11 protein-coding genes and 1 pseudogene are annotated in these 14,675 nt (G+C 55.9%); 8 read left to right on the top strand and 4 right to left on the bottom strand.

Annotated features, from left to right (window positions below; all coding sequences use genetic code 11):
- Positions 1–50: 50 nt before the first annotated feature.
- Both RIFP1SYM_RS06140 and RIFP1SYM_RS16370 read right to left on the bottom strand, forming a co-directional pair.
- Positions 51–2,747 (bottom strand): glycoside hydrolase family 9 protein, encoded by a 2,697-nt coding sequence (locus tag RIFP1SYM_RS06140; RefSeq protein WP_240992033.1) that lies wholly within the window; start codon positions 2,745–2,747, stop codon positions 51–53.
- A gap of 507 nt (positions 2,748–3,254) precedes the next feature.
- Positions 3,255–4,061 carry a helix-turn-helix domain-containing protein gene (locus RIFP1SYM_RS16370; protein ID WP_005960872.1) on the bottom strand — a complete coding sequence of 269 codons (807 nt, stop codon included), beginning with the start codon at positions 4,059–4,061 and terminating at the stop codon, positions 3,255–3,257.
- 554 nt (positions 4,062–4,615) lie between these two features.
- Between RIFP1SYM_RS16370 and RIFP1SYM_RS17920 the strand changes: the two genes are divergently transcribed.
- From RIFP1SYM_RS17920 to RIFP1SYM_RS06110, 6 genes and pseudogenes are all read left to right on the top strand, one after another.
- Entirely contained in the window at positions 4,616–4,756 is a 141-nt protein-coding gene (locus tag RIFP1SYM_RS17920; RefSeq protein ID WP_005960871.1) for an IS3 family transposase, read from the top strand.
- An 18-nt stretch (positions 4,757–4,774) separates the two neighbouring features.
- Positions 4,775–5,206 (top strand): annotated as a pseudogene (locus RIFP1SYM_RS06125) (IS3 family transposase); the annotation flags it as partial.
- A gap of 2 nt (positions 5,207–5,208) precedes the next feature.
- The gene (locus RIFP1SYM_RS18990) at positions 5,209–5,367 is read left to right on the top strand and encodes an IS3 family transposase (protein ID WP_010085204.1); all 159 of its coding nucleotides are present in this window, start codon (positions 5,209–5,211) and stop codon (positions 5,365–5,367) included.
- Positions 5,368–5,884: 517 nt separating this feature from the next.
- The gene (purL, locus tag RIFP1SYM_RS06120) at positions 5,885–9,772 is read left to right on the top strand and encodes a phosphoribosylformylglycinamidine synthase (RefSeq protein ID WP_039959852.1); all 3,888 of its coding nucleotides are present in this window, start codon (positions 5,885–5,887) and stop codon (positions 9,770–9,772) included.
- Between the two features lie 60 nt (positions 9,773–9,832).
- Complete coding sequence (locus tag RIFP1SYM_RS06115; RefSeq protein ID WP_005960867.1) at positions 9,833–10,678, top strand: HAD-IIA family hydrolase; 846 nt, start codon at positions 9,833–9,835, stop codon at positions 10,676–10,678.
- Between the two features lie 101 nt (positions 10,679–10,779).
- Positions 10,780–11,103: a hypothetical protein gene (locus tag RIFP1SYM_RS06110; protein ID WP_005960866.1), complete on the top strand. Its 324-nt coding sequence runs from the start codon at positions 10,780–10,782 to the stop codon at positions 11,101–11,103.
- A gap of 22 nt (positions 11,104–11,125) precedes the next feature.
- Here RIFP1SYM_RS06110 and RIFP1SYM_RS06105 read toward each other — a convergent pair whose 3' ends face one another.
- Positions 11,126–11,491 (bottom strand): TusE/DsrC/DsvC family sulfur relay protein, encoded by a 366-nt coding sequence (locus RIFP1SYM_RS06105; protein ID WP_005960865.1) that lies wholly within the window; start codon positions 11,489–11,491, stop codon positions 11,126–11,128.
- A 103-nt stretch (positions 11,492–11,594) separates the two neighbouring features.
- On the bottom strand, positions 11,595–12,056 hold the full coding sequence (locus tag RIFP1SYM_RS16905) for a PilZ domain-containing protein (RefSeq protein ID WP_005960864.1): 462 nt from the start codon (positions 12,054–12,056) through the stop codon (positions 11,595–11,597).
- A 386-nt stretch (positions 12,057–12,442) separates the two neighbouring features.
- Between RIFP1SYM_RS16905 and RIFP1SYM_RS06095 the strand changes: the two genes are divergently transcribed.
- Complete coding sequence (locus tag RIFP1SYM_RS06095; RefSeq protein WP_006473825.1) at positions 12,443–13,021, top strand: class I SAM-dependent methyltransferase; 579 nt, start codon at positions 12,443–12,445, stop codon at positions 13,019–13,021.
- Between the two features lie 250 nt (positions 13,022–13,271).
- Positions 13,272–14,660, top strand: a complete 1,389-nt coding sequence (gene dbpA, locus RIFP1SYM_RS06090) for an ATP-dependent RNA helicase DbpA (RefSeq protein WP_005960860.1) — start codon at positions 13,272–13,274, stop codon at positions 14,658–14,660.
- The last annotated feature ends 15 nt before the right edge of the window (positions 14,661–14,675 follow it).

Below are 14,675 nucleotides of genomic sequence, written 5' to 3'. Positions count from 1 at the left end.
AGCTGGAATGGTTGTTATCCTGGCTACTGGGCCGCTCTTGAGGCTGCCCTCTATTGGCCGGTTACAGCCGATGTGAGTGACAGGTTGTTGTGGCCGTCGGCACAGAAGCCGACGGTTGTGTCACCACCGGGGGCGAGGCTTGCGTTCCAGCTTTTGGGGGTGATCAACAGCTGGTTGCCTGACATCTGATAGTAACCTGACCAGCCGACATCCAGCACACTATCCTCCAGGGTAAGGCGCACTTCACTCCACTTCAGGGTGGAGTTGGTCAGATTGGTGATGTTGACGTCCATACAGTAGCTGTTGTCCCAGATCCCGGTGAACCAGGCATCGACAAACAGGCTACCAAAGTTGGCGCGCATCTGGGGCTGGTAGGTATGGCCGGTTGCGTTCTGTACGCTGATCTGGGCCGGGTCGCCGGCGCCACAGCTGTCGAAGGACTTCTGATCACCGGCGAAGATGAGGTGATTCCAGCTGGCCGGGGTGATGTTGAAGCGGTTACTGCCCTGATCACTGCTGTTGACGCCCCAGATGCCAAAGGTGGGTCCGGGCAGTTGCAGGTCAAACTGCCAGTCGTTGATCGATTTGTCGGTGGAGATAGTGACCGCAATGCAGTAGCCATCATCCCATTGGCTGGTTGTAACGATTTCGATGTTAGGTACGATGGTGTCTGGTGGCAGTACGGCCGGTGTGGATGTCCCGGGCGTGGTTGGTTTCTCTGCTACCCCAACCGGTGCATCCACCATGAATTTGGAAATCAGACGGACATAGGGGGCCTGATAGGTGATGGAGTTTTCATTGATCTGCCAGGGGGCTTCATTGCCTGTATTCCAGGCCTTGTAGGTCTTGGAGGTGGGTTGATCAACCAGCAGACTGATGCCGTCGATGGTGACGCTACTGCGTATCCGTTGGGCCGTAGTGCTATCGGTCTCGGGGTATTTGGGGTTGGGGCCGCCAGTCAAGAAGCCGGGGGCCGGGCCAAAGTCGCTGTTGGCGTTGTCCCACTGGCTGTTGTCGGCAAACCACTGGTGGTGGATCTCGGCAACCGAGTTGTCGGCGCCAAATTCACCCATGTTGGTGAGGTAGTTCTGTCCCAGTGGGTTGGTGCCGTGCAGGTAGTGGAGATAGCCAGATGCGGCGTTGTAGTAGGCGTTCTGGTTGCCGGTTTCGGTCTGGTAGACACGGGCGCTCATCAGCATGTTGCCGGCGTGACCTTTGGCGCGATTGCTGCCCCAGTGGTAGTCCTCGGCCCGGTGGTAGGCCTGGTAGGGGTCTTCCTGCTCCTGGAAACGCGCCAGGGGTGAAAATACCCCCCAGCTTATTGGACGCACCATGGCGTCGCTGTAGCTTTGCTTGATCTTTGTCACCAGGGCGCTGTCGCTACCGCTGAGGCTGGTGTAGTAGAGCAAGGCGTCCTGCATCTCGGTGTTGAGTCCATCGACGCGCAGGTAGGCTTGATCCAGGTTGCGCAGAAAGCGAATGTCGGAACTGCCGGGTGCGGTGTGTTGCTGGATGTAGGTGTGGTATTTGGCATTCCCTGTCGCGCCAAACAGATAGATGGCGGCGGCGAGTCGATTGGCCTTTTGTGGGCCGGCACAGTCGCCGCGATGGCAATCCTCTGCGTCGGCGGTGTAAAAACCGGTTCGGCTGCCATTTTCGCCAAAACGGGATGGGATCTTGTCGGGGTTGTCCTCTAGCCATACCCAGGCCTGTTCTGCAGCGGCTAGTAGTTGCTCACCATAGGCCTGCATGGCTGGATCGCTCAGGCCTTTGTAGACCGTCGCAGCATGGGCATAAGCGCCGGCGGCAGAGATGGTGGCCGATGCAGTGGCAGGTGCGTAACGGCGTTGATTGGTGTCGTTACTGGGTTTGAAATCAGGGATTGGATTGCCATTGGCATCGTAACTGGATGCGATGTAGTGGGATAGAGATGAGACCTTATGCAGCACCGATCCGTCGCTATTCTGCATCTTGAGTAGCCAGTCTAGTTCCCACTTGATCTCATCCAGCAGGTCGGGAACACCGTTGCCTGATTCTGGGATGTTGTAATCGTCGCCCCAGACCTGCGAGCTTTCTTGATAGGCAAAGAGCAGATTGTGCAGTGCGCCATCGGCGTAGTTGACATATTTGTTGAAATCTCCCGCATCATACCAGCCGCCAGAGAGGTCACGCTCGGTGCCCGCGATAACCCGCTCTGGGTTGTTGGGATCGATCAGGGTCGCATGGGCGTCGGCGGTGTGGCTGGCTTCATCGCTCCAGCGGGTATCGGCGTAAGGCGGTTGCTTGGCAATGCCACTGCGTTGATAGAAGAAGCTGCGCACCGCCTGCTTCAACACATCGTGGTAGACGTTGCTGTCGATGCGGAAATTTTCCGAACGGGTGCCGTTGAGTGGATCGAGGATATAGTATTCGCCGCTATTGGTGATCTGAGAGAAGTCGAACCACCATGCCTGGTCGCCGGATGTTGCGTCAGTGGCGCCATCCTTCCAGGGGGTGAGATTGGCGCTGAAGATTACGCTGTTATCCGCTGCGCTCCTCAGCTCATAACTCTGATTGGGAGAGAAGGGGGAGGTGTTGTTGAAACCGTTTACCGGGTTGCTGATCACTGCAATCTTCTGCGCGTTTGGCAGATAGCCGAACTGATCGACCTTGATGGGATTGGGTGCAGCGTGCAGGCTGGGGGCCAACAGGCCAAACCCCAAGGCTAGAGTGATTCCTCTGCTTAGAGTGGAGAGTGTGTAGTGCATGTTCAAAACCTCTTTTATATTATTTTGACAGGAAGATAAAGTTGGCATGTCTGTTGCTTAGAAGTGTTAACTGCTTGTTTTTATGTTATTTGCTCCCCATAGAATGAGATGTAATTGCCGCAACCAAGATCAGTGATAGCGGAATCTAATTCTCTAGTAAGGGGGGTAAGATTGGAGTGTGATTTTCAGACAAAAATCTATGCTTTTGGGACATTCTCTGAGGTTGTCGGGTTATGGGGGGCGGGAAAGCGCTCCCTGTTTTTCTGGAACTTCCTTCATCTCTGACGGTTGTAGCAGGCAAGCTGGGAGCGCAAGTCAAAATTTGCCCGATATTGAGGCGGATAGTGGGGTTGCGGAATGAAAAGATGGGGAGCGCTTGGTGACTCTCCAACCGGCGCTCTACCCCATAGATGGGGTAGAGCAAAACAGGCGGGTCTTGCAGCTATATGCTTGCGGGGTGTATTGGGCCTGGCTAGGCAGGTCCTCTATATGGAGGGCGTTGTGAGACTATAGGTCACTGATGGCATAGGTCAGTTGTTTTTTGTAATTGGATGGTGTGATTTTATTGAGTCGCTTAAAGAAATTATGGAAGTAGTCTGGTGAGTTGAAGCCTAACTGGTAAGCGATCTCTTTTACGCTGGTGTCGTTGCTGGCAAAGATCCGCATTGCTTCACTGTTGATGCGATAGTTGATTATATCTTTGGGTGTGATGCCGAGGGTCTCTTTTAGACGGCGGTTGAGGGTTTTTGTGGTGGTTCCGATTTGATCAGCATAGTATTCGACGTTGTGATTATTTCTGAATCCTCTCCCTACTGAGTCAACAAATCTTTTAAGCAACGGATCAGTAAGCTGGCTGATGCTGTTTTCTCCGTCAATAAATAGATCCAAATATTTAATGATCAGTACAGATAGCATGCGTGAGAGTTGTTTGTCGGCGAGGCTTGCCTGTTGTTGGTGTTGAACTAGCTCACTCAGATAAAAGCTGAATTTATTAAAGTTTTCAGCGCTGAGATTAAGCTGAACAATACCGGTAAAAGGACAGAATAGGGGGAACGAGTGGACCAAAAGTTTCTTGCGCTCGCTGTTATTAAATTTTAGCAGCCAGCCAGAAAACGCCTCTGTGGCTTGTGGTAGGGCGATTTTGGCAAACAGCGGTAGGCTGAATAGGTTGCTGGCGTTAATGGAGAGTTGTTGATGATTGATGCTGATGGTGCCTTGACCTGACTGGATAAAGAGTAAACTGCCGGGTAGTGCCTCTTCACTTCCTATCTGTTCGAGTAGATCGTTTTTAGATTCAAACTTTAGGCATTGCATAAGACATCTCCATATTGGTTTTTTTGGTTGTTATTAAGGTACCTCTGAGTGAGGTGAGTTGACAGTGACGCCCGGTATCCTACAGTAAGGCGTAAAGCCCGAACAATATCGATATCCACGTTGTACCGCAATAACTCCTGCCGCAGGCTACGCCGAGGCCGGCATATTTGACTTTGCTTTTGCTGGTCATGTTGACAAGATCCTTCTCGGTAGCAAGAACACTTAACAACCACTGGCTAAAAGCCGGTGAGTTAAAACCAAGGACTGAAAGTCCGGATACGGGTCACTGGATTTGGCTCAAAGTGATGCTCCAAGTACCTCTTTGATTGAAGTGGCTAGACTATCCCGGACACACAACCTCAAGTAATGTTGGGGGCTAACCAGAGAGTGTGTGCCGATGAGTGATCAGAAGAAACAGAACCACTATACAGCGGAGTTCAAAGAGTCAGCGGTTAAACTGGTAATAGAGAGCGATCAACCCGTATCCAAGACTGCATGTCTACTACGATTGGCTGAAGTGGCCTGAGAGCGCCCACACTATCAAAGACAGGCGATTGGCTGAGAAAGTGAAGAAGATCCACGAGAAGAGCCGGGGAACCTATGGTGCCAGGCGTATCCGCCAGGAGCTGGCGGAAGGTGGTGAATCAGTCAGTCATCAACGTATTGGTCGCTTGATGAAGCAGCAAGGGCTATAGAGCAAGAGTCGATGTAAATTCAAGGCGACGACCCACTCTAACCATGGTCGCCCTGTCGCGCCGAATCTTTTGGATCGGCAATTCCTGGTCGCTCAGCCGGATACCGTGTATGCGGGTGATATCACCTCTATTCCGACAGATGAAGGCTGGTTCTACCTCGCGGTTCTGATTGATCTCTACTCCAGGGCCGTTGTGGGCTGGGCAATGTCGGATCGCATGACGGCCCAGCTGGCTAACGACGCCTTGATGATGGCGATCTGGAAGCGCAAGCCAACCCCTGGTTTGATGCTCCATAGTGACCGCGGTAGCCAGTATGCCTCCGGCCTCTACCAGAAAACCATCAAGGATCATGCGTTCGTTTGCAGCATGAGCCGGAAAGGCAACTGCTGGGAGCGCGAAGCCTACCCTTGGGGTGTAATGCCCCGTCAGAGAGCTTCTTCCACACCCTGAAGATGGAGTTTACCCATCACAGGCGCTACCAGACCAGAGAAGAAGCCAAGCAGGAGATTTTTGAATATATCGAGGTGTTTTATAACCGCCAGAAACGCCACTCAACTATCGGCTATCAGACGCCATCGGGCTATGAGAAAGAGAACCGAAAAGTTGTGTGATTTTTTGTCCGGAAAAGTCTCGCAATATCACCACGTGCAGGCCCAGCAGAGTAGAGGGCTTTGGCAAGAGTTGAGTGGGGCGCGGGAGGGGCGGTTGATCAGCCGGCAACTGAGGTTGGGCGCCCCTAGGGGCGCCGGCGCTGGCGGCGCCACTGTTGAGGGATTGGAAACAGTGGTTGTTGTGGGGCGCGCTTATCGCTGCCAGCCTGTTGCTGGGGTGGATGGCCTGGTCTACGGCCCGGCAATTCACCCCTCAGGATAGGGATTGAAGCCAAACCTGTTAGAGTGCCAGTGCGCCGATCCATCCTAGTATCAGCACAAAGGCGAGTATCCACATCAGAGTGTGGCGAATGTTGCTTCTACGCATCTCGACCTCCCGGACAGGTCATCTCCTGCCCTCTATCTTCAACATAGTCCCGGATGCTGACAGTGGCAACAGATGCCTCGCCAATCAACTCGCCAGCGCTTTTCCTGTATGATTGCCGACCTGTTTTGATTGACAAGAAAAGGCCAGACGATGCTCATTCTCCGTGGTGCGCCCGCGCTCTCTGATTTTCGCCTGAAGAAACTCGCCCGGCGGCTTGAAACGCTGCTCGGCAGGCCGATCAGTGTCTATGCTGAGTTCATGCATTTTGCCGAGCTGAGCCAGCCCCTGGATGCTGCAGAGGGTGAGGTGTTGCAACAGCTGCTGCGTTATGGTCCGCAGTTGTCAGAGCACGATCCTGAGGGGAGTCTGCTGCTGGTAGTGCCACGGCCCGGCACCATCTCTCCCTGGTCTACAAAGGCGACTGATATCGTCCACCATTGCGGTCTGCAGAAGATCGAGCGGTTGGAACGGGGCATGGCCTACTATCTGCAGCTGGAAGGTGGCGAACTCTCCAATGGCGAAAATAGAGTGCTCGCAGCCCTGCTGCACGACCGCATGACCGAGGTGGTGCTGGCCGGGATGGATGAGGCGGACTGCCTGTTCAGTCATGCTGAGCCCAAGCCATTCACGCGCGTTGATCTACTGGAGGGGGGGCGGCCTGCCCTGGAGCGTGCCAATGGCGAGCTGGGTTTGGCCCTCTCCGACGACGAGATTGATTATCTGCTGGAGAGCTTTCAGGGGCTGGGGCGCAACCCCAGCGACGTCGAGCTGATGATGTTCGCCCAGGCTAACTCCGAGCACTGTCGCCACAAGATCTTCAATGCCGACTGGATCATCGACGGTGAGCCTCAGCAGCGCTCCCTGTTCAAGATGATCCGCAACACCACCGACTGCTCACCGGACGGTGTGCTCTCCGCCTACAAAGACAACGCGGCAGTGATGGCCGGCCCACGCGCTGAACGTTTCTTGCCGGATCCCAAAGATGGGGTTTACGGCTTCGGCGAAGAGGAGATCCACATCCTGATGAAGGTGGAGACCCACAACCACCCCACTGCCATCTCCCCCGATCCTGGCGCGGCCACCGGCTCCGGCGGCGAGATCCGCGACGAGGGCGCCACCGGCAAGGGCTCTAAGCCGAAGGCAGGGTTGAACGGCTTCTCGGTTTCCAACCTGCGCCTGCCCGGCGGCGAAGAGCCCTGGGAGCAGGATAACGGCAAGCCGGGGCGTATCGTCTCGGCCCTCGATATCATGCTCGAAGGGCCGATCGGCGCTGCCTCCTTCAACAACGAGTTTGGTCGGCCCAATCTGTGCGGCTACTTCCGCACCTACGAACAATGGGTGGCAGGGCCAGACGGTGAAGAGCTGCGCGGCTACCACAAGCCGATCATGCTCGCCGGCGGGCTCGGCAACATCCGTGGCGAACATATCGAGAAGACGACCTTCCCAGCGGGCTCGCCGTTGGTGGTGCTGGGTGGCCCGGCGATGCTGATCGGCCTGGGCGGTGGCGCCGCCTCGTCGATGGCCAGCGGCACCTCAGCGGAGGATCTCGACTTCGCCTCGGTGCAGCGCTCCAACCCCGAGATGGAACGTCGCTGCCAGGAGGTGATCGATGCCTGCTGGGCACGAGGCGGCGAGAATCCGATCCTGTTTATCCACGACGTGGGTGCCGGCGGCCTCTCCAACGCCTTGCCGGAGCTGGTCAAGGATGCCGGCCGTGGCGGCAGATTTGAGCTGCGCATGGTGCCCAACGATGACCCCGGCATGGCGCCGATGGAGATCTGGTGTAACGAGTCCCAGGAGCGCTACGTGATGGCGATCGACGTTGAGCGGCTTGACGAGTTCAAGGCGATCTGCGAGCGCGAACGTTGCCCCTACGCGGTGGTGGGTGAGGCCACCGATGAGGAGCACCTGCTGCTGGGCGACGCCCACTTCAACAACAAACCGATCGATCTGCCGATGCCGCTGCTGTTTGGCAAGGCGCCGCGGATGCTGCGTGACGTGCATCATCGGCCCTTCGCTAAGCCGGAACTTGATACCAGCGAGATCGACCTGAAGGAGGCGGCGCTGCGGGTGCTGCGCTTGCCGACGGTGGCGAACAAGACCTTCCTGATCTCCATCGGTGACCGTTCGATCACCGGCATGGTGGCCCGCGACCAGATGGTCGGCCCCTGGCAGGTGCCGGTGGCTGATCTGGCGGTTACTACCTCCGGCTTGATGGGTCACACAGGTGAGGCGATGGCGATGGGCGAGCGCACTCCGCTGGCGTTGCTCGACGCGCCGGCCTCCGGGCGGATGGCAATCGGTGAGGCGATCACCAATATCGCCGCCGCGCAGATCGGCAAGATCGGCGATATCAAGCTCTCCGCTAACTGGATGGCCCCGGCGGGCCACACTGGTGAGGATGCCAGGCTCTACGAGACCGTCAAGGCGGTGGGTATGGAGCTCTGTCCGGCACTCGGCATTGCGATTCCGGTAGGCAAAGACTCGATGTCGATGAAGACGGTCTGGCAGGAGGGGGAGGAGCAGCGCGAGGTAACCGCGCCGCTGTCGCTGATCATCTCCGCCTTCGCCCCGGTGGAGGACGTGCGTGGCACCCTGACACCGCAGCTGCGCAGCGATCAGGGGGATAGCGACCTGATCCTGATCGACCTGGGCAAAGGGCATAATCGGCTCGGCGCCACGGCGCTGGCCCAGGTCTACAAGCAGATCGGCCATGAAGGCGCCGACCTGGATGATGCGGAGACGTTGACGCGTTTCTTCGATGTGATCCAGGAGCTGAATCGGGACGGGCTGCTGCTGGCCTACCATGACCGCTCTGACGGCGGCCTTCTCGCCACCCTTGCTGAGATGGCCTTTGCCGGTCGCACCGGCCTGAACGTCGAGCTGGATGATCTCCCCGGCGAGCCGTTGGCGCTGCTGTTCAACGAGGAGCTGGGCGCGGTGGTGCAGGTGCGCCATACTGATACTGACGATGTGCTGAAGGCGCTGCACGATGCCGGGCTGGGCCACTGTTCGCAAGTGATCGGTGCCCTTAACGACGATCAGCAGATCCGGGTCTCCCGCACGGGCAAGCTGCTGCTGGAGGCAAGTCGGGTGGAACTGCAACAGGCTTGGTCGGAGGTAACCCGGCAGATGCAGGCGCTGCGCGATAATCCCAGCTGTGCCGAGGAGGAGTTCGAGCGCATCGCGGCAGACGATCCGGGCATTCAGGTCTCTCTCAGTTTTGATCCGGCGGAGGATGTGGCGGGGCCAATGATTGCCAGCGGGGTCCATCCGAAGATAGCGATCCTGCGCGAACAGGGGGTCAACGGCCAACTGGAGATGGCAGCATCGTTTCATCGCGCCGGTTTCGAGTGTGTCGATGTGCATATGTCCGACATCATCGAGGGGCGGCACTCGCTGGATGAGTTCAAGGGGCTGGTGGCCTGCGGTGGTTTCTCTTACGGTGATGTGCTCGGCGCCGGCGAGGGCTGGGCCAAGTCGATCCTCTTCAACAGTCGTGCGCGGGATCAGTTTCAGGCCTTCTTCGAGCGTAGCGACAGCTTCTCACTGGGGGTCTGCAACGGCTGCCAGATGCTCTCCAATCTGCATGAGTTGATCCCCGGGGCCGAGAACTGGCCCCATTTTGTGCGCAACCGCTCGGAGCAGTTCGAGGCGCGCTTTGTCAGTGTCGAGGTGGGTGAGACAAACTCGGTTCTGCTGGCAGGCATGGCGGGTTCGCGAATGCCGATCGCGGTGGCGCACGGCGAGGGCAGGGCGGAGTTTCACGATGCAGCGCAGCTGGCCGCAGCCCAGTCGCAGGTGGCGCTGCGCTATGTGGAGAACAGCGGTGGGCCGGCCAGCCGTTATCCGGCCAACCCCAACGGCTCGCCAGAAGGTATCACCGGCCTAACCTCCAGTGATGGCCGGGTCACCATCATGATGCCGCATCCGGAACGGGTAGTTCGCACACTGCAGAACTCCTGGCACCCGGATGAGTGGGGTGGTGATGCTCCCTGGCTGCGGCTGTTCCGGAATGCCCGGGTATGGGTGGGCTGAGCCTCTCCTCTTCTTTAGATAAACGGCTATGCCGGGTTTTGTTGCTGGATTTGGGAACTAATGGATTTATCTGTATCGACGACTATCGATGATCTTATCGAACGTTATGATGGCTTTCTGCTTGATGCCTCTGGTGTTTTGGTCGACCGGCGGGGGGTGCTGCCGGGGGCGGAGGCATTTATCCATCGCCTGAATGCGATGGCCATACCTTATTTAGTGCTGACAAACTCTGCGTCACGGCTACCTTCGACGATGGTAATGGACTATCTGCGTCAGAGGCTGGAGATTGCGGAGTTCTCCATCCTCACCTCCGGTATGTTGCTGGAAGCTTACTTTGTCAAACGCGGCCTGGTCGGTTGCGGCTGCCTGGTGTTGGGCCCTGAAGAGTCAGAGGATTATGTGCGCCGCGCCGGTGGATACCCAGAGCCGTTAAGAGAAGGGGTCGATGCGGATGTGCTGGTGATCGCGGATCAGAAGGGATTCGACTGCGTGGAAGGTATGAACAAGGCGCTGAGCATGGTGATGCGGCGGTTTGATATGGGCCACCCGGTGGAATTGGTGCTGTGTAATCCGGATATTATCTATCCGCTCTCTCCCGGCGAGTATGGTTTTACCTCAGGCGGCCTGGCGGCGATGATCGAAGCGCTGCTGCTGGAACGCTATGGTCAACATGCGCCGCGATTTGCGCGACTCGGCAAGCCCTATGCGCCGATTTTCGATCAGGCACTTCAGTTGCTGAATGTGCAGAAGCCGATAATGATCGGGGACCAACTGGCTACCGATATTGCCGGTGCCAACCGGGCGGGTATCGATTCGGCTTTGGTCTCCACCGGGCTGGGCGGTAGTCATCCGCCGCGAGATGATGTCCGTCCTACCTGGTATCTGCAATCGCTGGTCTCCTTCTGACTGAGACTTGGGCCTCTGGATTGGTCGTTTTGGGAACGAAATAAAGCATTCCACCAGGGTGCCGATATCTGTTTCGGCAGTTACCTAAGGAGAGTGCAACGATGTTAACCGACAACAATAGGCTTCTGTTGGAGATCGACAAGACGATCAGGGAAATCAATCGGGAGACCATAAATCCAGCGATCCCAAAATTGTCGCTGAGTGATTTGAACCCGGTCATGGTGTTGGTTGCGCGGGCGCGTGCCGTCTACCTCAAGGAACTGTTTGATATGGCAGGTGTGGTGGGTAACGGCTTGCCATCTCCCGACCAGATCGATCAGCTAAAAAAACTGCGCGAAACCTATGAAGAACTGGTGAATGGCGCGCAGTCACTTGAGATAGCGATTCAGCGCGGTTATCTCGACGTGATCTCGAAATCGAGCTGAATCGCCGGGTAATCAGCGTCTGTTAAAGCCGGCTGCCAAAAGAGGGGTCAGATGCCCCACTTGGGATGGGAATGCCGGCAATGAAAGAGGCCTGATTGACCGGTCCGCCCGGAAAGCATTGGTAGAGCCATTTACGTCCGCCATCGCCTGCGAACTCCTCCCCCAGGGCTTTCATGACCTCTCGGGCAGAGGCCTCATCCCCACGCCCTCGATAGTAATCTCTGACAAATAGCACGATGTCCCACTGATTATCATTCATGGTGATGCCGATCTCTGCGGCGCGCTCGATGGCCTCATGCTCCGACCAAGGGATTGCGCCAAACAGGTTGCCGTTGGGATCGTTGCGTACCGAGGCGGGGCTGTGGATGCGTTTGAGAATGTCTGACATAGCGGCTTCTCCTCTCTTTGGTGACTGGAAGTATAGGAAGCAGTCACCAATTGCCAGGCTAGCATTTCCATGGAGTTTGTCAGTAATTGTGGCTTTTGCCTGACTAATGATTTTTCAGACAACGGCGAAATTCCATCCTTGCCGGAGTTACCAGGAGATGCCAGCTGTTCAATAATGACATCAATCTGAGCCAGCCTGACAGGCCCTCATGGGGATACCAGGGGGCAATCCTCAGTTGGCCCTCCAGCAGGCTTTTGCCATCCCAGTTGGGTAAGATCATCTCGCTCAGGGCCTCCATCTGCAGCGCACTGTTGTCCTCAAATTTTAGTCCGGCCCCCTCCATGCTCACCCGGATCACCCGACAGTTGAGGCTCAATGCACCCCGTTCCATCTCCCCCAAGGCGACCTTTAAGCGATCTCCTGGGCGTAGGCAGAGAACGCCCACGGCAAAAAAACCACCTGTGCTGATGTCATGGGTCACACAGTGACGTTGGGATGCGCGCTGCTCACAAAACAGGTTGACTGCTACTTTAAGGGGGGCTCTTGGTGCGGCTCGTGCGTCCATCGGGGCTACTCTGTAAATGGAGGGAGGTGACAGAGAAGCTAGCGTGAAATCAGGTAAATGTTTAGACGGGGTTTTCCCTGCTGTATCAGGGAAAATCCGCAGCTATCCGGGGGAATGGTTGAACGGGAGAGGAGGTTTCTGATTCTCGATGGGGGATGATGAAGTTTGTTGGATTTCTGTAAGAAACAGTCTTGTTACAGTGACTGCCAGATCATCAGCACTCTCAATCAGACCGAGGCGAGTACAGGTATTTGCCACCCGTTGGTTTTGGACTTATAACCATGAGCGGCTGAATATGGCCTTGGGTGGTCTCACCCCGAAACAGAAGTTAGCCTTGGTGGCTAAGGCTCTACTTCTGACTATTAGTCAAACTGCAGAGATTGCCTATGGACTACTATGAAAATAATGCCAAGGCCTTCGTTGAAGCGACCCTTTGGGTCGATATGCAGCTACTCTACCAACGTTTCCTGCCATTGCTGCCTGAACGGGCCCATATCCTGGATGCAGGGTGCGGCTCCGGCCGCGACGCCAAGTCCTTCATCGAACGCGGCTACCAAGTCACCGCCTTCGACGCCTCTGCCGAGATCGCCGCTCTAGCCGAAAAAGAGATCAGGCAACCCGTTCAGGTACAGCGTCTGCAAGATATCCAATACCAACACCAGTTTGACGGTATCTGGGCCTGTGCTTCGCTGCTGCACGTTCCCGCCAAGGAGCTACCGGACGTCTTCCGCCGACTGGCGTGCGCGCTGAAGCCCAATGGCGTGATCTATTGCTCGTTCAAATATGGCCAAGGTGAATATGAAAAACAGGGCCGCCGATTCACCGATATGGATGAAGCAGGGTTAGGGATGTTGGTGGCAGAACTCGAAGTGCTGGCGATAAAGGAGTTGTGGGTCACGGCTGATCGCAGGCCGGGGCGGGAGCATGAACTATGGCTGAATGGAATATTGGTTGGTTGTGTTTGATGTTTTGGCAAATGCATAAGCCGATCATCAAGAGAAATGAGTTTATGCAGTTGCCAATTGCCATGGCCGGGTAGATCTTTTATGCGATAATCGTGCGTCTGTTTTGCGCCAGGATTGAACATCCACATTGCTAGAAGCTGTGGTACGTCCCCTATTATTCTTTGGCCGGATAGGCTGCTAGCCCAACGCCGTTACTATTGTGATTTATGGCAATCGAAGTCACAACCCAGACACTAAAAGGACAAGCACTTTGAGCCAAACTGACTTTTCATCCCTCAAGCTGCATCCCGCCCTGCTTAAGAATCTCTCTACCCTGGGTTATCTGGCCATGACGCCCATACAGGCGCAGAGCTTGCCGCATATTCTGGATGGCAAAGATGTTATCGCGCAGGGGAAAACAGGCTCAGGAAAAACCGCGGCATTCGGTCTGGGTTTATTGGAAAAGCTTGATGTAAAGCGCTTTCGTGTGCAGTCACTGGTACTTTGCCCGACTCGGGAACTGGCCGACCAGGTGGCCAAAGAGGTTCGCAAACTGGCTAGAAGCATCCACAACATCAAGGTTCTAACTCTTTGTGGCGGCATGCCCTTTGGGCCTCAGATTGGCTCACTGGAACACGGTGCGCACATCATTGTAGGGACACCCGGGCGAGTGGAAGAGCACCTGCGAAAAGGTACGCTGAGGCTGGATAGTTTAAACATGCTTGTGTTGGATGAGGCGGATCGCATGCTCGACATGGGCTTCCAGCCAGCTCTGGATGCCATCATCAAGTACACTCCACAGCAGCGACAAACCCTGTTATTCAGCGCAACCTATCCCTCTCAAATAGAGTCTATTGCTCAACGCATCATGATCCACCCGGTAGTGGTGCAAGTTGCTGCTACCCATGACAGCACCAGTATTCAGCAGTACTTCTACAGGGTCGATGCCAATACACAGCGTATGACTATCCTGCAGCTGCTGCTACTGAAATATCGCCCTGAATCCGCCCTGGTATTTTGTAATACCAAGCGGGAGACCCAGGAAGTGGCTGACGAGTTACATGACCTTGGCTTTAGTGCGCTGGCATTGCATGGCGACCTGGAACAAAAAGCCCGTGATCAAACCCTAGTGCGCTTTGCCAACAAAAGCGCCTCGATACTGGTTGCCACCGATGTGGCCTCCCGCGGCCTAGACATCGACGCTTTGGACGCCGTCATCAACTACCATCTCTCCCGTGAGTTAGAGGTGCATGTTCACCGTATCGGTCGCACCGGACGCGCAGGCAGCAAAGGCATCGCCTGTACTTTGTATAATGACAAAGAGAGATACAAAGTTGAAGCACTGGAAGAGTACCTAGATCAGCGCATTGTTGCCTCGCCCTTGCCGCCATTCAGCTTGCTGGAGCAACCCACCTATAAGCCACCCATGGTGACCCTACAAATTGATGGTGGCAAAAAGCAGAAAGTGAGACCCGGCGATATTCTCGGCGCACTCACAGGAAAAAACGGCATTGCTGGTAAACAGGTCGGCAAAATTCATATTTTCGATAACTGGGCTTATGTGGCCGTCAGTAGAGATGCGGCTCAAACGGCATTAATAAAATTAGGCGAGGGAAAACTGAAGGGGCGTTCGTTTCGTGTGAGACGGATACGGGGGTAGGGGGCAGAGCTTCCC

The organism is endosymbiont of Riftia pachyptila (vent Ph05) (genome assembly GCF_000224455.1).
Classification (GTDB): domain Bacteria; phylum Pseudomonadota; class Gammaproteobacteria; order Chromatiales; family Chromatiaceae; genus Endoriftia; species Endoriftia persephonae.
Note: the sequence above shows the minus strand (reverse complement) of the source record. Positions and strands in the feature narration are given on the sequence as shown.